This is a genomic window from Deltaproteobacteria bacterium (assembly GCA_020848905.1).
Lineage (GTDB): Bacteria > Myxococcota_A > Polyangia.
In genome coordinates this window covers 1-25,064 of sequence record JADLHG010000049.1, presented here as the reverse complement: position 1 = coordinate 25,064, position 25,064 = coordinate 1, and the positions used below count along the sequence as shown (strand labels likewise).

The window sequence follows — 25,064 nt, the reverse complement described above, 5'->3', positions numbered from 1 at the left end:
CGTGCCGTAGCATGAAGGCGCGGGCCCAGCCCCGTCGAGGAGCCTGACCAGGCGTGACCGACAGCTCGCTCATCGGCGCGACCATCGGCAACTACGAGGTGCGTAGCCTCGTGGGCGAAGGGGGCATGGGCTCGGTCTACCTGGCCGAGCACCGCACGATCGGGCGGCGCGTGGCGATCAAGGTGCTCTCCCCGCACCTGTCGCACCTCCCGGGGCTGACGGAGCGTTTTCTCGTCGAGGCCAAGACCGTGGCGCGCCTCGAGCACCCGAACATCGTCGGGATCTACGACTTCGGTCAGACGGAGGAGGGGGCGCTCTATTGCATCATGGAGTGGCTCGCGGGGCGCGAGCTCCGCGCGGTGCTCCTCGAGCGGGGACGGCTGAGCGCGGTCGAGGCCTGGCCCTACCTGGAGCAGCTCTGTCAGGCGCTCCAGGCGGCGCACGCGCTCGGCGTCGTGCACCGCGACCTCAAGCCGGAGAACATCTTCGTCCTCGACCGGCAGCCGCTCGCGCTGAAGGTGCTGGACTTCGGCATCGCGAAGGTCACGGAGGCGGAGGGGCAGAAGGTCACCATGACGCAGCCGGGGATGGTGGTCGGGACGCCGCAGTACATGGCCCCCGAGCAGGCGGCGGGGCACACCGACCGCGTCGGGCCGCGCACCGATCTCTACGCCGTGGGCGTGCTGCTCTATCAGATGCTGGCGGGGCGACCGCCCTTTCTCTCGGAGTCGCAGGCCATCCTGCTGGCCATGCACCTGCGGGACGAGCCGCCGCCGCTCGCGGGCCTCGCCCCGGAGACCCCCGAGGCGGTGGTGAAGCTCGTCGCGAGCTGCCTGGCCAAGCTCCCCGAGGAGCGTCCGGCCTCGGCGGCGGAGCTGGCCGCGCGCTACGCCGAGGCGATCGGGCTGGCCTCGGGCGAGCCGGCCTCGGCTCCCCTCCGGCGCGAGGAGCCGCGGGCCGCGGCAGCGACTCCGGTGCCGGTGGATGCGGGCTCGGTGACGGTCGGTCTGGCCGCCGCTCCGTCGGCGCGGGTGATCGCCGCGGGCTTCGACCGCGCGCAGGTGGGGCTGGCCGAATCGGCGACGCTCGCCCTCCCCGGCACGCCGCTCCCCGCCGCGCCGCTTCCCGCCGCGCCGCTTCCCGGCACGCCGCTCCCCGGCACGCTACTTCTCGGCACGCCGCTCCTCGGCACGCCGCTGCCGGTCCCTGTCCCGACCGAGGACGATCCGGTGGCGCTGGCGGCGCTCCTCGAGACGCTCGACCGGCTGATGCATGAGAAGCGACACTTCCCGCCGGTCCTCGAGGGGCTCGCGGCGACGGCGACCGCCGACGAGCGAGGAAATCTCTCCGCGCGGCAGCTCGCCCAGACCGTGCTCAAGGACGGGACCTCGTCGCGCAAGCTCCTCGGTCTGCTCAACGCCGCGTACTTCGGGCGGCACGGTGGACGCATCCGCAGCCTCTCGCGCGCCGTGGTCATGCTGGGCTACGAGCCGGTGCGCACGGCGGCCGTCGGAGCGGCGCTCTTTCCGGCCCTCGGGACGCGCGCCGAGGAGCTGACGGACAGCGCCGTGCACGGGCTGCTCGTGGCGCTCGCGGCGCAGCTCCTGGCCCCGCAGGTGGGCCTGACCGTCCACGAAGAGGCCTTCCTCGTGGGGCTCTTCTCGAACCTCGGGAGGCACCTGATCCTGCACTACCTGCCCGAGCGTCACGCGGAGGTGCGCCGCCGCATGGGCGCGCAGCGTCTCGACGAGACGGCGGCCGCGCGGCTCGTGCTCGGGGCCTCGTTCGAGGCGGTGAGCGTGGGCATGGCCTCGAGGTGGCGCCTGCCCGCACCTCTCGTGGAGGGGATGCGGAGCCTGCCACCGGAGGAGCTCGAGCGGGCCGACGAGACGCTCCGGCTGCGCGCAGTGGTGGGTTTTGCGCGCGAGCTGGTCTCGAGCCTGGGCGCCCCGCCCGGCGAGCAGACGGCCCAGACCTTCGACGCGCTCCTCGCACGCTACCGCGCGGCGCTCGGCGTGGACGCGCCCGCGGTGCTCAAGCTGGTGAGTCTCTCGCTCCGGGTCTTGCACGAGCGCACGGCCCAGGTGGTGGACCTGGACTGGGGAGCCTCGCGGCTCGTGAAGCGCGCGGGGGCCTGGCTGGCCCAGCGCCAGGCCGAGAGCGAACGCACTGCCGCGCCAACCCCCACGCCGCGGCCGGGTGCTACCGAGGGCGCGCGTCACGCGGCCAGCCGGGCCACGGTGCTGCACGAGGGGCTCGGGCAGATCGCCGAGGCCGTGCGCACCTCCGCCCCCGTCGAGGGGACCCTGGGCCTGATCCTGGACACGGCGTATCACGGGCTGACCTTCGGCCGGGTGGTCCTCTTTCTGCTCACGGCCGACCGGTCGGCGCTCCTCGCGCGGGGGGGACGGGGTGAGGGGGTCGAGGCCCTCCTCGGTCAGCTGGCCGTGCCCGTGGATCCGCGCGGCGGGGACCTCTTCTCCAGGGCGATCCTCGAGCAGCGGGACGTGGTGGTGGAAGACTGCCGGGATCCCCAACAGGCGCGCGCGATCCCCAACTGGTATCGAAACACCTTCGATGCGCAGGCCTTTCTCGCCTACCCGATCGTCGTGACCATGCGTCCGATGGGGCTGCTCTACGCCGATTGCCCCGCGCTGCGGCGCCAGGAGCTGCCCTTCTTTGACAAGCTGCGTAATCAGGCCGTGGCCGCCCTGCGCGGTCTGCGCCGTTCCTGACGTAGTGCGGCGCGAGCAATCGGGAGAGGATCGCGAATGAGGCGATCTCGTCCACCCCCGCGCGTGGTACTGTGATGGATCTCAGCGCCTGGGAGATACGTCGTGGTGGCGAGGCGGGTGCGGGGAGGAGGGGTCGGGAGATGTTCTGGAGGCACTTGTTCGTGGTGTTGGCGGCGCTGGGCCTGGCCGGGGGGATAGCGGCCACGATCACCGCGCGGACCCCCGAGGCGGTCACCTGGGTGGGCCCTCTGCTCTGTCCGTCGGGGACGCACGCCGTGGGTGAGTCGGAGCTTCTGCCCAGTTCACGGGTCGGCATCGCGCTGCGCTGCGAGCGTGGAGGCATCCCCGTCGTGCGGGTGAAGCCGGACGCCGTGGCGGTGACGCTCCTCGGGGTCTGCTTCGTCCCCGCCTACCTCTTCATGCTGGCACTCGGCGTCCAGCTCGGGCGATTCGCGCAAACGCGGAGGACCCGCGGCCCCGCCGTCGAGCCCGAAGAACCGAGCCCCACCGCGAGCTGACGCCTTACTGCTGGGCCGAGGCTGGCGCGGCCGACCGACCGCCGCGCAGCCGCGCGCTCGCCGAGCTGAGATACAGCGCGATGAGTCGCACGTCCGCCTCGGGGAGCGCGGTGTCCTTGATCATCCGCGAGACGAGGGTCGGCCACCGCTCCGGAGGGTGCGTGTCCGGCGGGGGCAGGTGATGGCAGCCCGCGCACTTCATCACGTAGAGGTCGCGCCCCCTCTCGAGCGACGCGAGGCTGGCCTTGGGATCTCGCGCGGTGGCCCAGCGCACGTCGTCCCCGTTCGGCAGGGGCGCCATGGGAGCGCATCCGGCGACCGTCGCGCCGAGTGCGACCACGAGCGCGAGCACGATGGGGCGAGGGAGCATGGCGGGGTTCTTTCTCATAGGTGCCAGCCGAAGATCAAGCGGGCCTCGATCCGCTCGTGCCCCTGCAGGTCCAGCAGCCCGCTGCCGTGGGTGGCGTCCTTCTTCAGCGCGGGGAGCTGCGGCAGGACCGTGGTCGCGACCCACCACCGCTTGCCGGCGTAGCTCACCGTGGGACCGGCGAAGAGCGACGAATGTTCGAAGCCGTGTCCCGCGACGAACTCGTTGTGGTTGCGCACCTCGAGGCCGGCGAAGAGGGCGTGCGTGATGTAGAACCCGAGGCCGAGGGTGAACTCGAGGACGAGCTCCTTCTCCGTCTCCTTCTTGCTCTCGAAGTTCCATTCGTATTCGACGATCGTGTTGAAGGCGACGAGGAAGCGGCCGAGGCGCTTGTCGAGGATGAGCTTCCCCTCGAGCTCGAGCTCGTGGGGCGCGAGCGTGGTCTCGAAGTAGAGCGCGAGCCCGAGCGGATGGGCCACCGGATCGAGGAGCTTGTACTTCCACTCCGACGAGACGCCGCCGAAGTTGAAGGAGCGCTTGCGCGCGTCGAGAACGTCATCCTGCATCACGGCCGAGAAGTTCAGATACAGGGCGGTCTGCAGCCGATCGGTCAGGCCGACCTCGAACTCGAGGCGCTCGTCGAAGCGCAGGTAGTAGCCGTCGCGCCCCGCCCGGATGGTGGTCCAGGGCTCGAACTCGAGTTCGCCCTTGTTCAGGACCACCGACTCGTAGGTGTACGTGAAACGGCGTTCGCTGGCGGTGGCCAGCGCGGGTGACAGAGTCAGAAGGGCGAGAGCGAGCGAAAGGGGGACGCGGTACACGATCATGAGGTGTCTCCTCGAACACAAAAGCCCGAGCAGGGCTTGCTCGGGCTCTGGGTTCGGGGACCGCGGGCCGCTGAGTTGGATTTTCAGGCCGTGCGTCTCGACAGACAACGCAACGTCTCCTCATCTCATAGCGCCGGCCGTCAGGGGTGTCAAGCGAGGCACGCGTTTTCGGAGCGCGCGTGGCTCGCCTGGCCAGCCGGGAGAGCTCTGCCCCGGGCAGGGACGCGGCGCCCTGGCTCTGCGTCGGGCGAGGTCCACCGTCGCGCGGCGAGGGGACCCGGGCGCCGGGCCGGGACCTGGCACCGCAGTTGAAGAGGCCCGGGGCGGGCCCTCTGGCCGGAGCCGTGTCTCGGTCGTGATGCATTTGCGTGCGCCGGTTCGTCTCGCCGCTCTCCTCCCGCTCGTGGGGGCGTGGGGGCTCCTCGCCTGCGGCGTCGCTCCCGAGCCCGGGAGCGCGGAGAGGCGGCGCGCGGAGGCCCTCTGTCGGCGAACGCTCAGCGCCGTGTACCTGCGGGCGCGTCCGAGCCCGGCGGGGGCCAAGCTCGCGCCGGAGCCGCTCGGCGGCGGCACCGAGCTCCTCGTCCTCGGGGAGCTCGACGGGGACGCGTATCGCGACGGCAGCCGTTGGAGCGAGGTCCGCGTGACGCGGCTTCCGGCGGCGGACGGTCGCGCGGAGCTCGTGGGGCTCTCGGGCTTCGTGGCCTCGGCGTACCTCGGAGCGTGCCTCGCGCCGCCGCTCGAGCCGGGAGTCCTCGCGCTCGGGCAGGACTTCGCGGGTCCCGACCTCCTCGCGCCGGTGACTCCGCGTCGCGCGCTGCCGGAGAGCTTCTTCGCGCGCTACCCCGACGATCTGATCTGGATCCCGGCCCGCTACCTGCGTGCCGCGAGCACCTACGGGACCGCGGACCTCCGGCTGCGGGCCTCCGCGCTCGGGGCGTTCGTGCGATGGGCCGGCGACCCCTTCTTTACGCGCGCAGGGCGCGTGCTGCGCGCGAGCTGGGTCGACGGCGACAACGCCGCCTACCGCAGCCTCGAGACGCAGCGGGCGCTCTACGCGCACTACGGCGCGAGCTGGGCCGCGCGGCCCGGGTGCAGCGAGCACCACCTGGGCACGGCCATCGACATCGCGGTGCGCGAGGACGGCGCGCGCGAGACCGACCCCGCAATCCTCGGCGAGCTCGTGCGCACGGCGCGGGCTCATGGCTTCATCCAGAGCTTTCCGCCGGGCTCCGAGGAGCAGACGGGGATTCGCCCCGAGTGGTGGCACTTCCGCTACGTGGGACGAGCCGCCGCGGCGCAGCACGCGCTGCGGGGCAGCCTCCCCGCGCCGCTCTTCGTCGACGGACTGACGCGAAGCGAGCGGGCCACGCTCGAGACCGGCGCGCACCGCGATGACGCCGCGTTTCTCGAGGACGCCGTGGCCGCGTGGTGCGCCGAGCGGGCGCTTTCCACCTGCTTTCACGACCCGCGTGCGCGGGGCAAGCTGCTCGACTGCCGCGCGGGGCGCGTGCAGACCTGCGAGGCCGGCTGCGTCGAGGTCGCGGGCGGTCACGACCGTTGCGCCGCGCCGACGCGCGAGCCCGAGTGAGCCGCGTCCGAAGTCCGTGGCCGCGAATATCATGACGGGCGAGTCGCCCAAGGTGACCCGGGCGGCCGAGCACGACCATCGTGGGCTGGGGGAGCTCTCCCCAGGTCATCTGGGGGAAGTTCCCCACTTGTAGGTGCCGCGAAAGTGCGGTTCCCTGAAAGCGAACCCCACCGATGGATCTGGACGCATGCTGGAGAAGATCCCCTCTCGGCTGGAATCGCTCGAAGCGACCCTCGCGACGCGCGGCTACGCCCCGAAGACGCCGCATGGCTCTGACGAGCAGCGCGAGCGGCCCGACCTGCCGAACGCGGCGACGCGACCGGGCGACCTGGCCTTCGCCCTCTCGCGCCGCGGCTGGCTGACGCTCCTCCCCGACCGCGAGGGAGACTTCTGGCAGGCGGGTCGTCACGCGGAGCTCCTGCGGCAGCTTCTCGGCCAGGCCGACGTGGCCTTCGACCACGTCGAGGATTGCGTGATCGAAGGGGCCGGGGTGCTGCTCACCGTGGACGCGGGCGGCCGGCGGATGAACTTCCTCAAGGCCGAAGGCGAGCTCAGCGACGAGGCGCACCTCGACCTTCTGGTCTTCGCCGCGCAGCAGGTCGCGCAGACGACGCGCCATCCCGCGCGCTTCTTCTGCCTGCGGACCGAGGGGCCCGAGGCCTTCCTGGTGAGCCTGCCGAGCGAGCTCTTCAACGTGCTCTGGCAGGCCGACCTCCTGCTCCCCGAGGACGTCGAGACCTTCGTGGCCTCGGCTCCCGACGCGCTCAAGGAGCTGTCCGTCGTCGAGGCCGACGAGCTGCGTGTGGCGCACGCGCTCTTGCGGCTGCGCGAGGGGACCACGCGGCTCCGCGAACGGCTGGCGCAGGAGGGGCATCGTCTGAGCGAGGAGGACCGGCACCGCGCTACGCATCTCGCGGAGGCGATCGACACCACGCTCTACTTCGGGGCCTCGCTCGAGGAGCTCTCGGGGCTCATCGACAATCTGAACCGCGTGCGGCTGGACGTGGAACGGCTCGGCTGGAAGGAACGGTAGTTCTCCTCCCGCGTCGCGTCTCGCGCCGCGCGCTGCCTACTTGGTCACGATGGTGAGTCGCGGGCGCTGCGCCGCCGTCCCCTCGCGGGAGGTGAAGTCGGCTCCGTCGCCCGAGGTGGCGATGAGCACGAAGTTGTAGGTCCCGTTGCCGGTGACGGCGGCCGTCACGTCGAAGTCCACCCAGGTGTCCGTGGTGATGGCCCCCTTGTCGTCGAGGGGGCTCCCCTGGGGCGCGAGCTTGGTGTTCCACGTGAGCGTGGTCTCGCTCCAGCTCGAGCCGGTGCGCAGGATCTGAGGGCCGTCCCAGGTCGGGTCTACGGCGTAGAGCCGAACGCGCGCCGAGGCGACGGCGCCGACGAGGCCGGTCACGCTGAAGCGCAGAAAGACCTGGCTCTCGGGGCCGACCAGGTCCGCCGAGATCGTGGTGGCCGTGCCGTAGTTCACCGTGGGCGACGACGCGCTCACCCAGGTGTCGGCCGTGGCGGCGAAGCTCGTACCGACCGGGCCTCCCTGGTCCGGCACCGGAGCGTCGGGCAGCGCGCGGTCCCTTGGAGGTCGCGTGTCGAGCGGTCGACTGTCGGGGGGGCGGCTGTCCGGTGTGCGCAGGTCGCGTGGCGGCGCGTCGCTCGCTCCGCGGTCCGCGGGTGGTGCGTCGGTGCGCCCGTCGGTGGCGGCGTCGCCCGGGGAGGCGTCGACCGCGCCGGCGTCGCCTGTGGGGCAGGCGCCCTGCGCCGGGTTCGGCACCGTCGGGCAGCGGTCGATTGCATCCGGCACCTGGTCGCGATCGCCGTCGGGCAGAGCGCCGGCAGAGACGGTCACCACGGCCGAGACCTGGGCCGCGGGGCGCACCGTGACGGAGGTGACCCCCTCGCCGATCGAGCGACCGCCGGCCTTCGCCACGACGTGCAGCCGGAGCTCCGTCGGTCCCTCGGGCGGATAGAGCACGACCGTGTCGGGCAGCGAGACCGCCCGGCCCGCGGTCGGCGCGAGGCGCTGCGCCGGGCGGGCTATCCCGAGCTCGTCGTAGATCGTGAGGAGCAGCTCCTCGGGGAGGGCGAGCCCGGGGCCCGCGCGCACCTCGAGGAGGACGCTGGTGGGTACCGTCCGGCAGCCCGCCACGGCGAGGAGAAGGAGTATCAGCCGAGCGGGACGCACCACGGATCGATGATAGCGCGGGCCCTGGATCAAATCGAAAGGTCCGGCGGGAGGGCGCGCAGCGCGTGCGCCAGGGCCTCGTAGTCCTCGAGCCGGTTGTAGAGCTGAGCCGAGATGCGCAGCGTGCGACCCGTGGGCCCCGGCCAGCCGGCCACGGGGACCTCGATGCGGAAGCGCAGCGCGAGCGCCTCCTGCAGCGGCTCGAGGAAATAGGGAGCCTGACCGCCGGGGCCGCGGCGCGCGGGGAGCGGGAGGGCGGCCATCGCGCCGAGGAGCGCCTCCGGGCAGCCCGGCACGAGGCCGAGAGCGTCGAGGAGCACGCGGCGCCCGGCCACCACCAGGGCGTGGTTGCGCGCGCGGAGCTCGGTCCAGCCGCCGGGGAGCAGCGTCTCGAAGAAGCGGATCGCCTCGGGGATGCAGAGGTAGGGCGTGACGTCGGTGGTGCCGGTCCAGTCGGCCTCGAGGCGGAAGCGGGAACGTCCGCGGCCCGTGAGCGTTGCGCCGTGGCTGACGACGAGCGGGCGCAGGTGCTCCTGACGATCGCGACGCACGTGCAGAAACGCGGCCCCCTTCGGGGTACAGAGCCACTTGTGCGCGTTGCCGGTGTAGTAGGCGGCGCCCAGCCGGTCGAGCGCGAGCGGGAGCATGCCGAGCGCGTGCGCGCCGTCCACGAGCACGTCCACGCCGCGGCTCTGAAGCGCGGGGACGAGCCGCTCCACGGGGAACCGCATCCCCGAGACGCTCGTGACGTGATCGATCAGCGCCAGGCGCGTTCGCTCGGTCACGCGCGCGAGCACCGCCGCGACCACGCTCTCCTCGTCGGGGACGGGGAAGGGGACCTCCGCCACGACCACGCGCGCGCCGGCCCGCTCGGCCGCTGCGACGGCGGCGTTGGTCACGGCTCGGTACTCGTGATCCGTGACGAGCAGCTCGTCTCCGGGGCCAAGGCGCAGCGAGGCCAGCACGGTGTTGACGCCCGTGGTGGCGTTCGTCAGGAGCGCGAGGTCCTCGGGCTCGGCCCCCACGAACGCGCCGAGCGCCTGCAGCACCTCGTCCTGCAAGAGGAGCCAGTCGCGTTGAAAGAAGGCGGCCGGGTTGCGCTCGATGCGGGCGCGATGCTCGGCCTGCGCGGCGAGCAGCGGACGCGGGCACGCGCCGAAGCCGCCGTGGTTCAGGTACACCACGTCGGGATCGAGGGACCAGAGCGAGCGAAGCGTGTCGGGTTCTGGAGGCGGCGCGGTCACGCGCGCATCGTAGCGTTCTCGCTAGCTGGTGCGCCAGCGATAGACGGCGAGGAGGAAGGCGATCGAACCGAGGACGCCGAGCACGAAGTTCCGGAGCACGCGCTTGCCCGTCGGAGAGCCGGTCACGGGGTACTGCTCGAGCATGCGTTGCGACTGCGGGCTCGGGGCGAGCGGCCCTTCTTGCGCGACAGCGCGAGGCAGGCCGGGGCGATCGAGGGGGCTGCCCGCGCTCGGCGCAGCCCGCTCGCGCTCGCGTGCCGTAGGCGTCGCAGCTGCCGCAGCTCCCGACGGGGTCGTGGCCGCCGCCCCCGAGGAGTGAGAGATGTGAGGGGGCCTCGCAAGCGAGCGTCCCGCTGCGCGGCCGAAGGCGCGCCCCAGCCGACCCGCCTCGGAGGGCCCGGAGCTCGCGACGATCCCGAGGCCGAGGAGACCGGCAACCACCCAGCGTCTGCGCATCGCGCCCTCCATTCAGTGCGGGCAGATATTATGTAATGTATCACACGCTAATTTCATCTGGTGAAAATTATCAACCCGTCGGAATCCAAAAGAGCGTATGCGGAGGGCGTGTACCCCTCCCCGCCCGAGCTGCTCCGTCGCCACGGGCTCTACCCCAAGAAGCCCTGGGGCCAGTGTTTCCTCCACGATCCTCAGGTCGTGGCCCGCATCGTGGCCGCGGCCGAGCTGCGCGAGGACGACTGGGTCGTGGAGGTCGGGGCGGGGCTCGGCTCGCTCACGGTGGCGCTGGCCGAGCGGGTCGCGCGCGTGGTGGCCGTCGAGCGGGACCGCGACCTCGTGGCCGTGTTGCGAAGCGAGCTCGCCGCCTACCCGCGCATCGAGCTGGTCGAGGGGAACGCGCTGACCTTCGACTTCCGCGGCTTCGACCGGAAGGTGGTGGTGGTCGGCAACCTCCCCTATCACATCGGCACGGAGATCCTCTTTCGCGTGCTCGAGCAGCGGGCCGGCGTGCGCTCGGCCACCTTCATGCTGCAAAAGGAGGTCGCGCAGCGGCTGGCCGCGGCCCCGGGCTCGCGCGTCTACGGGGCGCCGAGCGTGCTCTGTCAGCGGGTGGCCGAGGTCAGCCTGCGTCTCACCGTCGGGCGCGGGGCCTTCACGCCGCCGCCGCGCGTGGACTCGGCCGTGGTGCACCTCGCGTTTCGCGACGCGCCGCAGGTGGAGGTGGACGACGCCCACTTCTCGCGCGTGGTGCACGCGGCATTTTCGGCCCGCCGCAAGACGCTCAAGCGGGCCCTCGCGGCGCGCTTTCCGGTCGAGGCCGTCACGGAAGCCCTCGCGGCCGCCGGCGTGCGCCCCGAGCAGCGCGGCGAGACCCTGAGCGTGGTCGAGTTCGGCCGCCTGGCTCTCGCGCTTCAAGCTCCGCAGGACCCCCTCCGCTGACCTCCCTACGCCGCTAAGCTTCGCGACGGGCCCAAGCCTCGCGCCTCGAGCGGGGTCCATCACGATGAAGGGTGCAGGGATCGCTTCGAGATCGCCGCGCCTCGCGCCCCGAGAGAACTTTTGCGGAGGCCATGCGTTGTTACAGGTAGGCGGAATGATTGCCCCTCGGGGCTGCCCTGCGCTAGCATGACCGCCGTTACGCAGCGTCGGGCGGAGACTCCGGTGGGGCTGGAAGAGCTCGGTGACGAAGACCTGATGGAGGCCTACCAGCGAGGCGATAGCCGCGCGTTCGGGGTGCTCCTGAAGCGTCACCAGCGGCCGGTCTACAACTTTCTCGTGCGGCACGTGGGCAGTCCCTCGGCCGCCGAGGATCTCCTGCAGGAGGTGTTTCTGCGGGTGATCAAGGGCGCGGGAGTCTACAAACGTGACGCCAAGTTCACCACGTGGCTCTACACCATCGCCCGCAACCTGTGCGTGGACCAGGCGCGGCGCGGCAAGCACCGCAAGGCGAGCTCGCTCGATCAGCCGGTCAACCCGGGGGGCGAAGGGAATCGCACCGTCGGAGATTGCGTCCCCGACAAGGGGCCGGCCGTGGACCGTCAGGTGATCGGGCGGCACCTGCAGGGGCGCATCAAGGAGGCGATCGGCTCCTTGAGCGAAGAGCAGCGGGAGGTGTTTCTGATGCGCGAGACGCTGGACCTACCGTTCAAGGAGATCGCGGAGATCGTGGGCTGCCCGGAGAACACGGTGAAGAGCCGCATGCGGTACGCGCTCGAGCACCTGCGGCTGCAGCTCGAGGAGTACGAGGACCTGGCCCGGGCCACGAGATAAAGGCAAGATCAACAGGCACGACCGATGGCGCTGGACTGTACCCATATCGACGAGCTCCTCCTCGACTATCTGTACGAGGAGCTCGCGCCTGCCGAGCGGCAGGAGGTCGAGGCCCACCTCGCCGGCTGCCCGAAGTGCGCCGAGCAGGTGGCGGGCTTCCAGCGCACGCGCGCGAAGGTGCGCGACCTCGAGGAGGTCGAGCCGCCGCGGGGAGTGAGCGCGCTCCTGCTCGAGGAGGCGGAGAAGGCCGCGCGGCCGCGGGCCGTGGGGCTCGGCGCGCGCCTGCGGGGCTTCTTCCAGCTCCTCGTGCTGCATCCGGCGATGGCCGCGGCGGTGACGCTCGTGGCGGTGCTCGGTGTCAGCTTCTACGTCTATCAACAGGGGCTGCCGGGTTCGAAGCAACCCGATGTGGACCCGCTCACGCTCGAGGGGCGCGTGGAGAAGCTCGCGGCCAAGCAGGAGCCGGCGGCGGGAGCGCCGGCCGCGGCGACGAGCCCGAGCACCGAGGGGGGAGAGAAGAACGTGGCGGCGGCGGAGGGGGAGAACGCACCCGCGGGTGCCGCGGCGGTGGCGCGGAAGGAGGACCAGGCGGAAGGGGAGGGCGAGAAGGATCGCAGCGGCGCTCTCGGAGGGCTCTCGTCGGGGGACGGACGGCGGGGCCACGCGGCGCCGAAGAGCCCGGCCGTGGCGCGACGGGCTCGCGGGCGAAAGACGGTGGACGACCTGGTGAGCCGTGGGCCCGCACCTCGGGACGACGCGCCGCTCTACGCCAAGGCGAAGGATGGCACGAAGGGACAAGGGGCCGCGCCCGCCGAGCCGAAGGGCTCTCCTCCCAAGGCCGAGCCGCGGCCGGCCCCCGCGCGCGAGTTGCCGAGTCAAAGGCGGGTCGCAGAGCAGGCCCCGGCGCCGAAGCCCATGGGCGGCGCGAGCGGGGCTGCGAACGCTCGACAGGAAGCGCCCGAGGCGCAGGCGGCACCGACGGTCGCGGCGCGGCCGAGATTGCAGCCGCCGGTGATGACGCCGCAGGCCTCGTCGGCCTCGTCGCTCCGGCAGCAGGCGCAGCGACAGGCGCGCAACATCGGGGACGTCGGCAGCGGCAAGACGGGCGTGTGGGGGAACACGAAGCCTCGCAGCGTGGCGGCGGCTCCGCGTCCGGCTCCTCCGCCAGCCCCGGGGAGCCGTTCGCTCGACGGATATCGCGGCGGCGCGGGGGCGGCGGGCGCGAAGGCGAGCCAGGATGCCGACGAGGAGCGGGGCGAGAGCGCGCGCCGGGCGGACCGCCCCTCGGGCGCGGACAAGAAGGAAGCCGCCGCCAAAGCGGCTCCGGCCAAGAAGGTCGCCGAGCGGCGCGCGAGCTTCGTGGCGCTCGGGGATCAGGCCGTGGCGCAAGGGCGCTGCGCGCTGGCGCTCGAGCACTACAGCCGGGCTCTCAAGGAGCAGCCCGGACTGCTCACCAGCGTGACTGTACGCCTCGGGCGCTGCGTGGCCGACCTGCGCAAGGCCCGCGCGAAGTTCCCGCAGCTCGCGAAGCTCGTGGAGGCCCAGCTCGAGGCCGAGGCGCGCCGCGCCTCCCGCGCCAAGGCCCGCGCTCCGAGCGAGTCGAAGGCGGGGGTCAAGGCAGCCGTCAAGGCCAAGGCGAAAGCCAAGGCCAAGGCCGGCAAGGCCGCGGGCGAGGCGGCCGACGCCTACAAGAGCGCCGAGTAGCAACGGGCCGAGAAACGACCGGCGCGGCGGGCGGCGCGGGGGGCCCTCTGGTCCCGGCGCCGGGCCTTACAGCCGACGTGCGAGCAGAGAGAAGACCTCTCCCATCACCGGGACGAGATGCGCGGGGAGCCCCTGCTCGAGGCGCTCGACGGCGTGCCGCAAGGGAGCCGTTCCGTCGCCGGGGAGGGGCCACGCGACCGCGACCGTGTTGAACCCCGACCGAAGGGTGCGGGCGGGAATGCGGAGCGCGTGCTTGCTCCAGCGTTCGGAGAGCCTCACCTCACCGAGCGAGGCGCCGTTCACGGAGAGCTGCGCCGTACCCTGACGCGCGCCCTCGACGGCGGGGAGGCGGGCCGTGAGCTCGAGCCCCACGTCGCCCCGTCCGTCCGCGGCGAGGTGGAATTCGGCGCGGTGCCAGATCGATCGATAGAGCGAGAGGTCGGTGTGCTGGGAGCCGTACTCGGACCAGATGCGGCTGCGGTAGGCCGGGGAGGCCAGGTCCAGCGGGCGCTGCCGCGCACCGTGGTAGCGCACCGCGAGGGCGTCCAGCTCGGCGCGGGCGCCGCGCCCGGCCTTCTCGAGCACGCTGCAGAGCGCTTCGAAGACCCGACCGTCCACGAAGGCGAGCTCGAGCCGGGTCCCCGGAGCGCGCGCGTGGATGGGGGCCCAGAGCCGCGCCGGCACGGTCACCTCGGAGGCGTCGACGCGCTGCCGGGCCACCGTCAACGCAGGAGGCAAGGGTGCCATCCGCGCCGTCGCGAGGTCCTTCATGGTGTGCAGCACGCCGCCGTAGGCGTTCACCGCTTGCTCGAGCCAGTAGGTGACGAGGTCCTCTTCGTCTCGCAGGCCGAGCACGCCGTAGAGGTGGGCCGTGGCGACCGCCGTGAGCAGCTTGGCCCGCGCGTCGACCGCCGGCGGGCAGGCCGGCTCCGGCAGCTCGCGGAGCAGGCGCGTGACGTCCAGGTCTTGCTCCACCGCGCCGGTGACGCGCAGCACGGCGGCGGTCACGGCGGCCATCGCCACCTTCATGCCCTCGAGCGTGAAGTGGCAGTAGTCGAGAAAGAGGCGGCGGCCCGCGAAGGGCGTGCCGAGGTGGGTCCGAAACACCTCCCGCAGGTCCACGAGCGCGCCCTGCATCGCGCCTGCGCCTTCGAGCTGCGCCTCGCGAATGACGCGCGTCGTGCGCGGGATGAAGCCGAAGTAGTCGTGCCAAACGGAGGCGTCGTTGTCGGCGAGCAGCGCCTCGAAGGCCGCGTCCGGATGGTCCTGCCGGAGCTCGGCGAGCGCGCGCAGCCGGTGCGAGGTCGGGCAGCTTCCGCCGTCGAGGGCCACCATCTCCGCGGCGGTGCGCGCCGCGGCCGCGGCATCGCCCGCGTCGAGCTCGGTGCGCGTGCGATGAAAGGCCTGCCACCAGGCCGTCGTGGCGGACCCCGGAAGCCACCCCACCGGATGGGCGCTGACCCAATCGATCAGATTCACCTCGGGCACCACCGTGACCACCGGGATCCCCGTGGAGCGCTGGATGGTGGCCAGGTTGTCCATGGCCAGCTTCGACAGCGCCGCGGTCGCCTCCTCGGACGAGCGCGCGAGCCCGGCGATCCCCCCCGTGCGCAGGCGGGCCCCCTCGGCCATCGAGGCCGCGACGTCCCGCTGCGGATAGATCGAAGAGGTCCAGTTGTTGCCCGCCATGGAGACGATCACGTCGGGGCGGAGCTGGCTCGCCCCCATCGCGAGCAGCACGAGCGGCTGGGGCTGCAGCCCCTGGTGGGTCAGGTTCACCACCTCGAAGAGCCCGGGGCGGACGGCGTCGAGCTGCTGCTGCAGCACGTCGGCAGGGCTGAAGCGCGGGGCGTAGTAGAGCCCGGCGGCGGCCGATTCCCCGAGGAAGGCGACCTTCAGCGGCAAGGGGCTCGTCTTCGGCACGAGCCGCGGCGTGTGGGGCCACATATCGTCGTCCGGTTCCTCCGGCGGGGGGCGCACGAACTCGACCCGCCCTTCCACCTCGACCGGCTCCCAGATGCCGATCGGTTCGGCGGCGTGCTCCTCGGTCGGCGCCTCGTCGGGGCCGGAGGAGGCCTCGGGAGTCTCGGTCTCGCGGAGGAGCTCTGCGGCCTGCAGGAGTCGCGCGGTGCGCAGCGCGTCGGGCCGACCGAGCAGCTCGGCGAGCTCGTCGCACAGCGTGACGGGGACCTGGTCTCGAGGATGGGCCATCGCGTATCTCGCTCCGATTAGACGAAGGTGTAGACGGTCTCGGTGACCCGACCGCCGGGCGAACCCTGCTGCGCGTAGAGATCGGCCACCGCGGCCGGCAGGTGGGGCGGGAGCCGGTCACGGTCGATGACAAAGTCCTCCAGCACGAGGCACTCGATGTCCGAGCTCACCATGCAGCACAGCGCGTCGACGGGCGTGCAGACGATCGGCTCGCTGCGCACGTTGAAGGAGGTGTTGACGAGGATCGGGCAGCCCGTGCGGCGCTCGAAGGCCTCGATGAGCGCGGCGTAGCGCGGAGAGGCCTTGCGGTTCACCGTCTGCGGCCGGGCCGACCGGTCAACGTGGGTGATCGCGGGCAGGTCGATCGGCGAGATGACCTGGCAGGTCTCGAGCATGAACGGCGACGGGTGGTCGAGGTCCAGATGCTCGCTGGCCCGCTCCTCGAGAATGCTCGGCGCGAAGGGGCGAAACGCCTCGCGCTTCTTGACCAGCGCGTTCAGGCGGTCCCGCATGCCGGCGTCGCGCGGATCGGCCAGGATGCTGCGCGCGCCGAGGGCCCGAGGGCCGAACTCCATGCGCCCGTGAAACCACCCCACGACCTTGCCCCCTACGAGGCGGTCCACGACGGTCTCGAGCAGCTCGGCCTCGCGTCCGCGGAAGTCGAGCGCCTCGAGGCCCGTGGCCTCGAGCAGGTGCGCGATGCCGTCGCTCTCGAAGCGCGGTCCCAGACAGGAATCCTGCTGCGCCTTCTCGCTCGGGCGCTTGCCCGTGAGGGCGCGATGCGCGAGCGCCGCCGCTCCCATGCAGGCCCCCGCGTCCCCCGCCGCGGGCTGGACGAAGAGCCGTTCGAAGGGGCCGTCGCGCAGGACACGCCCGTTCGCCACGCAGTTGAGCGCGACGCCCCCCGCCATGCAGAGGTTCTCGCCGCCCACGCGCGAATGCAGGTAGCGCACTTTTTCGAGCAGCAGCTCCTCCAGCACGACCTGGAGGCTTCGCGCCACGTCCTTGTGGAACTGGGTCATCTCCGATTCGCGAACGCGCGGCGGCTGCCCGAAGAGGTCGGCGATGGCAGGCGAGTACATCTTCGCCCCCTGGAGGAAGTCGAAGTACTCCAGGTTCAGCTCGTACTGCCCCCCCTCCCTCGAGGAGATCATCTGCCAGATCTGGTCCACGTAGCGCGGGGTGCCGTACGGGGCGAGCCCCATGACCTTGTACTCGCCGCCGTTCACGCGGAAGCCCAGGTAGCCCGTGATCGTGCTGTAGAGCAGGCCGATGGAGTGCGGGAAGCGCACCTCCTCGAAGAGCTCGAGGTTCGAGCCGTCACCGCGGCCGTAGGTCGTGGTGGCCCACTCTCCGACGCCGTCCACGGTCAGGATCGCGGCCGACTCGTAGCCCGAGTAGAAGAAGCTGCTCGCGGCGTGCGAGAGGTGATGTTCGAAGGTGTGGATCGGGCCCTCGAAGCCGAGCAGCTCGCGGATCTCGCGCTCCGGCCGGCCGCTCTCGAGCCACGTCAGCCCGGCGGGGGTCTCGGGGGTCTTGCCGGCCCAGATCTGCCGCGAGAGCTTCTTCGTGGGGGACTCGTAGTACCCCACGGCGTTCACGTCCGCGACCGAGAGCCCGCCCTCCTCGAGGCAGTAGCGGAAGGCCGCGACCGGCAGCCGGGGGTCGTGCTTCTTGCGACTGAAGCGCTCCTCCTCGGCGGCGGCGACGAGCTCCCCGTCCTTCAGCAGACAGCACGAGGCCTCGTGATAGTAGGCGGAGATGCCGATGACGTTCATGTGACCCTCTGGGCGAGTGCCGTTCTCTGTCCCCCTCGGCCGATGGCCGAGCTCCCGACGCAGGGTACAGGGGCGAAGGCGCAAGAATAGACGAAGCGCGCCCGCGGAGTCCATTGCGCGAAGGGATAGCGGGCCGTCTTGACCCTGGCGTGCCGTGCGGGAGCCTGAGATAGTACCGGCCTCTCAGTCCTACATTCAGGGAGTGCCGGGGCGCAGGGTGCGCCGGGGGCCCGCATGAACGTCTTGTACGCGTACGTGGCGTCGCTCGTGGCCGGAGGGATCCTGCTCGCGGCGTCGCTCTTTCTCGGCAAGGACACGGACCACGGGGGCGGTGCCGAGCACGGGGACGTCGGGCACGGGGAGGTCGGGCACGGGGACGGCCCGGGCCACGCGCTGGAGCTCCACGGCGATGGCCACGACCTCGGCGCCTTCTGGCTGCCTTTCCTCTCCTTTCGGTTCTGGGTCTTCTTCCTCTGTTTCTTCGGCCTGTCGGGGACGCTGCTCTCGCTCCTCTCCGACCTGCCGCGCTGGCTCGCTCTCTTGAGCGCGATCGGAACGGGCGGCGGCGTGGGGTTCGCGGGGGCCTGGACCATCGAGCGCCTCAAGCGCACCGAGGTCGGGCGCGTTCCCGGGGAGCAGGACTTCAAGGGGCTCGAGGGGGCGGTGCTCCTGCCGCTCCCCGAGGAGGGGACGGGAAAGGTGCGGCTCAGCGTGCGCGGGCAGCACGTGGACCTGCCCGCGCGGTCGGCGGACCGGCTCGCGCTGCCACCGGGGAGCCGCGTGCTGGTCATCGATTATAAGGATCATGCGCTCGAGGTCGTGCGCTCCCCCGACGGGGGAGAGCCGGAAGGAGGGGACTAGATGCTAGTCGAGGTGCTCTCGCAGAAAGAGATCAACGAGCTCATCGGAGTGGCCGGCTGGGCCGCGGCTGCAGCCTTCGGACTGCTCGTGCTCTACTTCTTCGTCCGGCAGTTCCTCTACATCTGTCGGCCGAACGAGGTGCTGGTCTTCTCGGGGCGCAGCTACCGCATGGCCGACGGCACGGTGGTCGGCAGCCGCGTGGAGTTCTCGGGCCGCCACTGGCGCATGCCGATCATCGAACGGGTCGAGCGGCTGGACATGACCACGCTCCCCATCGACATCCACACCGCCGCGGCCTACTCCAAGGGCGGGATCCCGCTCACGGTGCGCGCCATCGCGAACGTGAAGATCTCCTCGGACCGGCGTCACATCCACAACGCCATCGAGCGCTTCCTCGGGCGCGGGCGCGAGGAGCTGCGGAGCGTGGGCAAGGAGACGCTCGAGGGGACCTTGCGCGGGGTGCTCGCCACGCTCACGCCGGAGGAGGTCAACGAAGATCGGCTGAAGTTCGCCGAGAGCCTCTCGCGCGAGGTGGCGGACGACTTCAACAAGCTCGGGCTCCACCTCGACATCTTGAAGGTGCAGCACGTCACCGACGACAAGCAGTACCTCGAGAGCCTCGGGCGGGCGCGCATCGCGCGGGTGATTCAGGAGGCGCAGATCGCCGAGTCCAACGCCGACCGCGAGGCCAACCAGCGCGCCTCCGAGGCGCAGTCCCGCGGCCAGATCGCGCGGCACCAGGCCGAGCAGGCCGTGGCCCAGAAGCGCAACGACCAGCGCCGCATCGCGGCCGAGATGGACCGAGACGTGGAGTCCGCCCGGCGGGAGGCCAAGGCTCGCGCCGAGCAGGCGCGCGTTCAGGCCGAACAGGAGCTGCAGACCATCCGGCGCGAGCTCGAGCAGCTGCGCCTGAAGGTGGACGTGGAGATCCCCGCCGAGGCCCGGCGGCGGGCGCAGGAGCTGCTCGCGCGGGGCGACGCCTCGCCCATCGTGGAGAACGGCAAGGCGCTCTCGATGGTGCTCGAGATGCAGGCCAAGGCCTGGGCCGACGCCGAGCCGCACGGGCGCGAGGTCTTTCTCATCAACCAGCTCGAGCGCGTCACGCACCTCATCGTCGAGAAGCTCGCCACGCTGCGCGTGAAGGAGGTCCAGATCGTGGACCCCGGCGACGGGTCGGCGCTGCCGAACTACGTGGCCGGCTTTCCGAACACCGTCACCGCGGTGCTCCACGCGCTTCGCCAGACCACGGGGATCGACGTGCCGAGCATCCTGTCGTCCGGGGGGAACGGCGCCTCGACCGAGAGCGCGCCGGCCTTCATGCCGCAGGGAGGTGCCCGATGACCAGCGTCGTGATTCTCGCGGGGGTCGTGTTTCTCGGCGTCGTGGTGGTCGTGCTGACCATCAAGCGGCTGCTCTTCATCTGCCAGCCGAACGAGGTGCTGATCTTCTCGGGGGCCAAAGGGGTCTACGGCGAGCGCAAGGCCGGCTACCGGCCGGTCAAGGGGGGGCGCAAGATCAAGCTCCCCATGCTCGAGGTGGTGGATCGCATGGACCTGACCAACATGGCCATCGCGGTCTCGGTGCACGGGGCCTTCTCCAAGGGAGGCATCCCGCTGAACGTGGACGGGGTGGCGAACGTGAAGATCGCCGGCGAGGAGCCGCTCCTCGGCAACGCGGTGGAGAGGCTCCTCGGCAAGCGGCGCGAGGAGATCGTGGCCATCGCCAAGGAGACGCTGGAAGGGAATCTGCGCGGCGTGCTGGCCACGCTCACGCCCGAGGAGGTGAACGCGGACAAGATCGCCTTCGCGCAGAAGCTGATGGAGGAGGCGGACCACGACCTGAACCGCCTCGGGATGGTGCTCGACACGCTGAAGATCCAGAACGTCTCCGACGGGGTCGGGTACCTGGACAGCATCGGCCGCATCTCGAGCGCCGAGATCCGCAAGCACGCGCTGATCGCCGAGGCGGAGAGCAAGGCGCTCGCCGAGGTGAAGGACGCCATGAACCGGCAGGAGGCCGAGCTCGTGCGCATCGAGACAGCCGTGCGCACGCTGGAGGCCGAGACGCGGAGCAAGGTGGCCGACGCGCAGACGCAGCAGGCGGCGCTGATCGCCGAGGCGCAGGGCAAGATCAGCGCGGCGGTGGTGCAGGCGCGGGCGGAGCTCGAGGTGCAGAAGGCGCGCGTCGAGCAGGTCAAGCAGCAGCTCGAGGCGGACGTGGTGGCTCCCGCGCAGGCGCAGATGCAGGCCGCGACGAGCGAGGCGCGCGGGGCCGCGGCGCGCATCGTCGAGCAGGGGCGCGCGACGGCCGAGGTGCTGACGCAGATCAGCCGGGCCTGGAAGCTCGCCGGGCCGAACGCGCGCGACGTGTTTCTCATGCAGAAGCTCGAGGGGATGACCGAGCAGCTCGTGGCCACCCTCGATTCGGTGAAGGTGGACAAGGTCACGGTGCTCGGCACGGGCGCGGGCGGCGGCGGGGACTGGGCTCCGAAGGTCATCGGCGCGGCGGAGCAGCTCAAGGCCGCGCTCGGGGTGGATCTGCTCGGGGCCGTGCAGCAGCGCCTCGAGGCGGCTCCCGCGGCGACGGGGGGCAAGCGCACGACGCAGGAGCTCCGGCCGCCGACGCCGCCACGGGGGTAGAGCCGGCGGCAGTCCCGCCGGAACGCGTTCCGAAGCGCGCCCCGACGTGCGATCCCTGGCCCGTTCAAAATGTTGCCAACCGGGTTCGAGATCTCTACCATCGGGCCACCGCAGCAGGTGTCCGATGTTTCGACGTGAGCTGTCTCCCCGCATTTCGTTTCCCGAGCCCGTGACGCTGATCCCCGTCGGAAGGGGACGACCGACGGAGGGTCGGGGCGTGAATCTTCGCGCCGGGGGCCTCCTCGTGCGCCTGAGAGCGCGGCTGGCCGTGGGCTCGCGGCACGAGGTGCGCTTCGAGCTGCCCGGCAGCGGGAGCGTGGAGGCGCTGGCCACGGTGGTGCGGGCGGCCGCCGACGATCGTGCCGGCCGCCGTGGGGGCGCGGCGATCGCGCTCCGCTTCGACGCGCTGGACGAGCTCTCGGTCCGGCGGCTCGAGACCTACCTCGACGCGCAGCGCGCGAGTTCTGCGGGGCTGGCCGAACGCGCGGCGCACCTCGCGCACGAGGACCTCGACGAGGCGCACGACCCGGTCTGCACCGGCGAGTTCCTCGCGCACGCCCGCGCGCATCACGCGGCGCACCGCCCGGTCCGCCGCCGCGCCGTGGCGGTCGGCTAGGAGGCTGCCCCTCCTAGATCTTCTTCTCTTCTCCGCGAAGCAGCCGCGCGAGGTTCTCGTGGTGGCGCAGCACCACGACGAGCAGGATGAGGCCGTGGGCCGCGAGGAGGGGCCACGGGGCCTTCAGCACGAAGAGCGCGCCGAGTCCGACGGTGAGGCCGCCGAGCGAGCCCACCGACGAGATGCGAAAGAGCGCGTAGAGCAGGCCGTACGCGAGGAGTGCCGCGAGGCCGGCCCAGGGCGCGGCGCCGAGGAGCACCCCGAGGCCCGTGGCCACCCCCTTGCCGCCGCGAAAGCGCAGAAAGACGGTGAAGCAGTGGCCGAGCACGGCGGCGAGCATGAGCCCGCCCACCCAGAGCTCGTGGTGAGGCTCGGCGGCCAGGAGCGCGCGACCGAGGAGCACCGGCCCGAGGCCCTTGCCGGCGTCGAGGAGGAGCACGAGCAGCGCGAGCGGCTTGCCGAGCGCGCGGGCCACGTTGGTCGCGCCGATGTTCCCCGAGCCGACCTGCCGCACGTCCACGCCGCGGCTGCGCCCGACGAGGAGGCCGAACGGAATCGAGGCCAGGAGGTAGGTTCCTCCGAGGAGCAGGGCTCCCGTGCCGTGCATGTGGCTCCTCTACCACGCCCGCCTTTGGCGGGGCAACGCGCGGTCGGGCCACACCGCTGCGTTCGGGCAGCACCGCTGCGTTCGGGCAGCGCGGGCGCGGGCCGCGGCCTATGAGCCCTCCGCCGTTAGCATCTGCACGTTAGATCCTTAACGCTGTCAGGCGACCGCGCGGGAGGCTGCGCCGCGCTCCCCACCGAAGCGTCGTGCTTTCCGGCAGATGACCGCCACGGTGCCACTGGCACGGACCCTGCTTTAGTCCACGGCGGGTCGTATCGCAGCCAGGCGCCCCCCTTTTGGCCCGTGGCCCGCTTGGTCGCTGCTGCTGTCCAAGGGATTGGGCATTGGGGGGCGCCGGCTGCCTCTTCTTACTAGCACTCGCTCATGGCGCGCGTCGCACCTGGTCTCCGAGGCGCGCCGCGCCGGTCGCGATCGAGCGGTCCAGCTCCACACGCTCCACCCGCAGCGCTCCCACGCGACGGCCGTTGCGCCACACCTCGAGCCTTTGCCCGGGCGCGATGCGGCTCTTCCAGCCCAGATTCAGCGTGACCGACGCGCCCTCGACGGCGAGAACCAGGCCTTCGCCGTGCACCACGCGCAGGAGCTCCTGCACGAGCGCCGCACACTGGGCCTCGGCCTCTCCGCCGGGCCCCTCGACGGGCAGCTCACCGCTCAGCACGTCCGCCACGGAGAGCTTCGCTCCCCCGGGCGCCGCGCGTCGAAAGAGCGCGAGCTCCGCCCCCAGCGCGCGACCCAGGCGCACGCCCTCCTTCGTCGCCAGCGCCGCGGCCAAGTCCAGCCGTTCGTTCGTGGCGAGCGTGGTCACGCGCTCGGCCTCCACGGGGCGAAAGCCGTGACTCCCAGCGAGCTGCCGCTCGAGGCAGGCGCGCAGCGGATCGCGCGCCGCGAGCAAGATCGCCACGAGGGGCTTTGCCCGCGCCGAGACGGCCCCCTCCACGAGCTCGAGGCCGGGGCCCGCCTCGTGGACCGAAAGCCGCGCGCCGCCTGCGCGAAGGTAGACCCAGGTGCCGACGGCGCCCACGGCCACGAGCGCGGCGCCGAGACTGAGCCAGGCCCACCAGGGGAGACGTCCGAGGAGCGTGCGTCGCTCCGGCTCCAGCGGCGGACGCGTGAGGGGAGGACGGCTGCCGCCCGAGACGGGTCGCTTCCACGGGGCCGAGGCCCGCGCCTCGAGCATGCTCGGCGACGGGAGCTCGGAGGCCGTCGTCGCCAGCTCCGTGCGCCGGACCGGCGTCACCGTGGGGTCCCCGTAGAGCACGTAGCTGGCCCAGGCCATCGCGCTCGCCCCCTTGCTCTGCAGGATCGCGTCGCGCGCTAGGCGCACCGCGGCCCCCGCGCTCGCCCCCCGAGCCAGCGCCTCGTAGAAGGACGTGGCGAACTCGGCGCTCTGCCCGTCCACCACCTCCCACTGCGTGCCGAGGTAGAGCCGCACGCCCCCGAGGAGAAACGCGTTGGCCAGCCCGTAGACGTGGCTCGGCTGGTCGCTTTCGAGCCAGGCCTCGGTCTGGCCGCTGCGGCAGGCGTTCGAGAAGACGAGCAGCGGCATGGCGCGCCCGCCGCTCAGGTTCAGCACCTCGGCCGCGGTGAGCTTGCCGTCCCGCAGGTGCCAGCCCCCCTGTTCGGGGTGCGCCGGGTCGTGGTCTCCGTGCCCCGCGAAGTGCACCAGGTCGTGCTCCTTCAGCAGCCGTCGCACCGACTCGAGCGGCGGGTCCACGACCAGGTGCACCTCCACCGAGGGGACGCGGTCCAGACGCTCGACGAGCGCCTGCCCCTCGGCCATCACCTGGGGCAGGTCGCCGCGCGCGTTCGCGCAGATGACGAGCATGCGCAACGGTCCGACGCTGGGGAGCGGCGCCGCACGCCCCACCATCGCCTGCGGCGTGGTCACCGCGCGCCCGAGGTCGTAGCGCTGGCACCAGAAGCACTCCTCGTCGTGCAGGAGCTCCCAGGGGACAGTGACCAGCGCCTCGTCCACTTGCAGGTAGACCGCCCGCTCGCTGCCGCGCAGCTTCGCCGCCAGGTCCTGCGGCACGAGCAGCGCGAAGAGCTGTTCGCCCACCTGCCGGAGGTTGCGCAGGTTGCTCTCCGAGAGGTGGCTCGCCCGATTCCCTCGGGCCAGCACACCCACCACCTCGCGGGAGAGCTGCGCCACGCGTTCGCCCGGAAAGGGGCGCGTGCGCTTGAAAGAGAGAGTGCCGAGCTCCAGGGTGCTCACCACGGTCTCGCCGTGCACCGAGAAGCTGAGCCTCATGCGTCCCTTCTTATCACGCCGGGGAGAGCGGGCCGAGGCGCTGGATGCGCTGGTGCTGCACCTTCTCGCGCAGCGTCTGCAGCGGCTCTCCGTCTCTCGGGTTCGTCAGGACGGGGGCCAGTTCGAGCAGCGGCTCGAGCACGAAGGCGCGGCCCGTCATCCCGGGGTGCGGGAGCTCGAGCCCCGGTTCGCTCACCACGAGGTCGTCGACGAGGAGGACGTCCAGATCGATGATCCGCGGCCCCTGGTGCAATCCGCGCTCCCGTCCCATCTCCGCCTCGAGGGCGAGGCAGCGTTCGAGCAGCGGCCGGGGGGCGAGACTCGTCTGCACCTCCACCACGGCGTTCAAGAAGTCCGGCTGTTCGCGCACGGGACCGAGCGGCTCCGAGCGGTAGACCGACGAGATCCGGCGCACGCGAATCCCCTGGCCGGCGAGCCGGAGCACGGCCTGAGCGAGCTGCGCGAGCGGATCTCCCAGGTTCGAACCGATCCCGATGTAGGCGGTGTGGCGCATGGTCGGCCCATTATCCCGACGCCGCGGCTTCGGGACAAGGCGGTCCTGTCGTAGGTCAGCCATAATGTCCGCCTAACGGGTCAGCAAGAATGTCCGCCCTCGTGCATACGAGGGAATGATCTTGCTGAGCAACCGAGGGTGGAGGCGGCTGCAAGCCGTGCGACGCGTCGAG

21 protein-coding genes are annotated in these 25,064 nt (G+C 71.9%); 11 read left to right on the top strand and 10 right to left on the bottom strand.

What is annotated here, in order from left to right:
* The first annotated feature begins 53 nt into the window (after window positions 1-53).
* Together IT371_22330 and IT371_22325 are read left to right on the top strand one after the other, a co-directional pair.
* The gene (locus IT371_22330; GenBank protein MCC6750418.1) at window positions 54-2,735 is read left to right on the top strand and encodes an HDOD domain-containing protein; all 2,682 of its coding nucleotides are present in this window, start codon (window positions 54-56) and stop codon (window positions 2,733-2,735) included.
* 140 nt (window positions 2,736-2,875) lie between these two features.
* On the top strand, window positions 2,876-3,253 hold the full coding sequence (locus IT371_22325) for a hypothetical protein (GenBank protein MCC6750417.1): 378 nt from the start codon (window positions 2,876-2,878) through the stop codon (window positions 3,251-3,253).
* A 4-nt stretch (window positions 3,254-3,257) separates the two neighbouring features.
* Here the strand turns inward: IT371_22325 and IT371_22320 are convergent, their stop codons facing one another.
* Both IT371_22320 and IT371_22315 read right to left on the bottom strand, forming a co-directional pair.
* Entirely contained in the window at window positions 3,258-3,623 is a 366-nt protein-coding gene (locus tag IT371_22320) for a cytochrome c (protein MCC6750416.1), read from the bottom strand.
* Window positions 3,624-3,637: 14 nt separating this feature from the next.
* Window positions 3,638-4,447 carry a hypothetical protein gene (locus IT371_22315; GenBank protein ID MCC6750415.1) on the bottom strand — a complete coding sequence of 270 codons (810 nt, stop codon included), beginning with the start codon at window positions 4,445-4,447 and terminating at the stop codon, window positions 3,638-3,640.
* Between the two features lie 355 nt (window positions 4,448-4,802).
* On the opposite strand from IT371_22315, the gene IT371_22310 reads away from it, so the two are divergent.
* Window positions 4,803-6,035: a D-alanyl-D-alanine carboxypeptidase family protein gene (locus IT371_22310; protein MCC6750414.1), complete on the top strand. Its 1,233-nt coding sequence runs from the start codon at window positions 4,803-4,805 to the stop codon at window positions 6,033-6,035.
* 187 nt (window positions 6,036-6,222) lie between these two features.
* Window positions 6,223-7,068 carry a hypothetical protein gene (locus tag IT371_22305; GenBank protein MCC6750413.1) on the top strand — a complete coding sequence of 282 codons (846 nt, stop codon included), beginning with the start codon at window positions 6,223-6,225 and terminating at the stop codon, window positions 7,066-7,068.
* Between the two features lie 36 nt (window positions 7,069-7,104).
* On the opposite strand, the gene IT371_22300 is transcribed toward IT371_22305, so the two are convergent.
* From IT371_22300 to IT371_22290, 3 genes are read right to left on the bottom strand one after another with little or no spacing between them, the layout of a single operon-like run.
* A complete protein-coding gene (locus IT371_22300; GenBank protein MCC6750412.1) occupies window positions 7,105-8,226 on the bottom strand; it encodes a DNRLRE domain-containing protein in 1,122 nt (373 codons plus the stop codon).
* A 26-nt stretch (window positions 8,227-8,252) separates the two neighbouring features.
* Complete coding sequence (locus IT371_22295) at window positions 8,253-9,467, bottom strand: aminotransferase class V-fold PLP-dependent enzyme (protein ID MCC6750411.1); 1,215 nt, start codon at window positions 9,465-9,467, stop codon at window positions 8,253-8,255.
* 21 nt (window positions 9,468-9,488) lie between these two features.
* Window positions 9,489-9,923 (bottom strand): hypothetical protein, encoded by a 435-nt coding sequence (locus tag IT371_22290; protein ID MCC6750410.1) that lies wholly within the window; start codon window positions 9,921-9,923, stop codon window positions 9,489-9,491.
* A 108-nt stretch (window positions 9,924-10,031) separates the two neighbouring features.
* Between IT371_22290 and rsmA the strand changes: the two genes are divergently transcribed.
* The 3 genes from rsmA (at window position 10,032) to IT371_22275 (ending at window position 13,397) form a co-directional block, all read left to right on the top strand.
* On the top strand, window positions 10,032-10,862 hold the full coding sequence (gene rsmA / locus IT371_22285) for a ribosomal RNA small subunit methyltransferase A (GenBank protein ID MCC6750409.1): 831 nt from the start codon (window positions 10,032-10,034) through the stop codon (window positions 10,860-10,862).
* Between the two features lie 186 nt (window positions 10,863-11,048).
* Entirely contained in the window at window positions 11,049-11,693 is a 645-nt protein-coding gene (locus IT371_22280) for an RNA polymerase sigma factor (protein ID MCC6750408.1), read from the top strand.
* Window positions 11,694-11,717: 24 nt separating this feature from the next.
* Window positions 11,718-13,397, top strand: coding sequence for a zf-HC2 domain-containing protein (locus IT371_22275; GenBank protein ID MCC6750407.1), 1,680 nt, complete (start codon window positions 11,718-11,720; stop codon window positions 13,395-13,397).
* A gap of 66 nt (window positions 13,398-13,463) precedes the next feature.
* Here the strand turns inward: IT371_22275 and IT371_22270 are convergent, their stop codons facing one another.
* Both IT371_22270 and IT371_22265 read right to left on the bottom strand, forming a co-directional pair.
* On the bottom strand, window positions 13,464-15,608 hold the full coding sequence (locus IT371_22270) for a hypothetical protein (GenBank protein ID MCC6750406.1): 2,145 nt from the start codon (window positions 15,606-15,608) through the stop codon (window positions 13,464-13,466).
* A 17-nt stretch (window positions 15,609-15,625) separates the two neighbouring features.
* On the bottom strand, window positions 15,626-17,386 hold the full coding sequence (locus tag IT371_22265; GenBank protein ID MCC6750405.1) for a carbamoyltransferase: 1,761 nt from the start codon (window positions 17,384-17,386) through the stop codon (window positions 15,626-15,628).
* A gap of 234 nt (window positions 17,387-17,620) precedes the next feature.
* Here IT371_22265 and IT371_22260 point away from each other — a divergent pair, with 234 nt between their 5' ends.
* The 4 genes from IT371_22260 (at window position 17,621) to IT371_22245 (ending at window position 21,502) form a co-directional block, all read left to right on the top strand.
* Window positions 17,621-18,247, top strand: a complete 627-nt coding sequence (locus IT371_22260) for an AbrB/MazE/SpoVT family DNA-binding domain-containing protein (GenBank protein MCC6750404.1) — start codon at window positions 17,621-17,623, stop codon at window positions 18,245-18,247.
* Entirely contained in the window at window positions 18,248-19,588 is a 1,341-nt protein-coding gene (locus IT371_22255) for a flotillin family protein (protein ID MCC6750403.1), read from the top strand. It abuts the gene before it with no gap.
* Window positions 19,585-20,886, top strand: coding sequence for a flotillin family protein (locus IT371_22250; GenBank protein MCC6750402.1), 1,302 nt, complete (start codon window positions 19,585-19,587; stop codon window positions 20,884-20,886). The genes IT371_22255 and IT371_22250 overlap by 4 nt, the downstream gene beginning before the upstream one ends.
* 124 nt (window positions 20,887-21,010) lie before the next feature.
* A complete protein-coding gene (locus IT371_22245) occupies window positions 21,011-21,502 on the top strand; it encodes a PilZ domain-containing protein (GenBank protein MCC6750401.1) in 492 nt (163 codons plus the stop codon).
* A gap of 13 nt (window positions 21,503-21,515) precedes the next feature.
* On the opposite strand, the gene plsY is transcribed toward IT371_22245, so the two are convergent.
* The 3 genes from plsY to folK form a co-directional block, all read right to left on the bottom strand.
* The gene (gene plsY, locus IT371_22240) at window positions 21,516-22,109 is read right to left on the bottom strand and encodes a glycerol-3-phosphate 1-O-acyltransferase PlsY (protein MCC6750400.1); all 594 of its coding nucleotides are present in this window, start codon (window positions 22,107-22,109) and stop codon (window positions 21,516-21,518) included.
* Window positions 22,110-22,488: 379 nt separating this feature from the next.
* Window positions 22,489-24,378: a CHAT domain-containing protein gene (locus IT371_22235; GenBank protein MCC6750399.1), complete on the bottom strand. Its 1,890-nt coding sequence runs from the start codon at window positions 24,376-24,378 to the stop codon at window positions 22,489-22,491.
* Window positions 24,379-24,391: 13 nt separating this feature from the next.
* Window positions 24,392-24,892, bottom strand: a complete 501-nt coding sequence (gene folK, locus IT371_22230; protein MCC6750398.1) for a 2-amino-4-hydroxy-6-hydroxymethyldihydropteridine diphosphokinase — start codon at window positions 24,890-24,892, stop codon at window positions 24,392-24,394.
* Window positions 24,893-25,064 lie beyond the last annotated feature (172 nt).

Excerpts from the sequence above, each read along its gene's own strand:
- IT371_22325 (MCC6750417.1), top strand. The coding sequence starts at position 2,876 with ATGTTCTGGAGGCACTTGTTCGTGGTGTTGGCGGCGCTGGGCCTGGCC.
- IT371_22320 (MCC6750416.1), bottom strand. The coding sequence starts at position 3,623 with ATGCTCCCTCGCCCCATCGTGCTCGCGCTCGTGGTCGCACTCGGCGCG.
- IT371_22315 (MCC6750415.1), bottom strand. The coding sequence starts at position 4,447 with ATGATCGTGTACCGCGTCCCCCTTTCGCTCGCTCTCGCCCTTCTGACT.
- IT371_22305 (MCC6750413.1), top strand. The coding sequence starts at position 6,223 with ATGCTGGAGAAGATCCCCTCTCGGCTGGAATCGCTCGAAGCGACCCTC.
- IT371_22290 (MCC6750410.1), bottom strand. The coding sequence starts at position 9,923 with ATGCGCAGACGCTGGGTGGTTGCCGGTCTCCTCGGCCTCGGGATCGTC.
- IT371_22280 (MCC6750408.1), top strand. The coding sequence starts at position 11,049 with ATGACCGCCGTTACGCAGCGTCGGGCGGAGACTCCGGTGGGGCTGGAA.
- IT371_22275 (MCC6750407.1), top strand. The coding sequence starts at position 11,718 with ATGGCGCTGGACTGTACCCATATCGACGAGCTCCTCCTCGACTATCTG.
- IT371_22270 (MCC6750406.1), bottom strand. The coding sequence starts at position 15,608 with ATGGCCCATCCTCGAGACCAGGTCCCCGTCACGCTGTGCGACGAGCTC.
- IT371_22265 (MCC6750405.1), bottom strand. The coding sequence starts at position 17,386 with ATGAACGTCATCGGCATCTCCGCCTACTATCACGAGGCCTCGTGCTGT.
- IT371_22260 (MCC6750404.1), top strand. The coding sequence starts at position 17,621 with ATGAACGTCTTGTACGCGTACGTGGCGTCGCTCGTGGCCGGAGGGATC.
- IT371_22255 (MCC6750403.1), top strand. The coding sequence starts at position 18,248 with ATGCTAGTCGAGGTGCTCTCGCAGAAAGAGATCAACGAGCTCATCGGA.
- IT371_22250 (MCC6750402.1), top strand. The coding sequence starts at position 19,585 with ATGACCAGCGTCGTGATTCTCGCGGGGGTCGTGTTTCTCGGCGTCGTG.
- IT371_22245 (MCC6750401.1), top strand. The coding sequence starts at position 21,011 with ATGTTTCGACGTGAGCTGTCTCCCCGCATTTCGTTTCCCGAGCCCGTG.
- plsY (MCC6750400.1), bottom strand. The coding sequence starts at position 22,109 with ATGCACGGCACGGGAGCCCTGCTCCTCGGAGGAACCTACCTCCTGGCC.
- IT371_22235 (MCC6750399.1), bottom strand. The coding sequence starts at position 24,378 with ATGAGGCTCAGCTTCTCGGTGCACGGCGAGACCGTGGTGAGCACCCTG.
- folK (MCC6750398.1), bottom strand. The coding sequence starts at position 24,892 with ATGCGCCACACCGCCTACATCGGGATCGGTTCGAACCTGGGAGATCCG.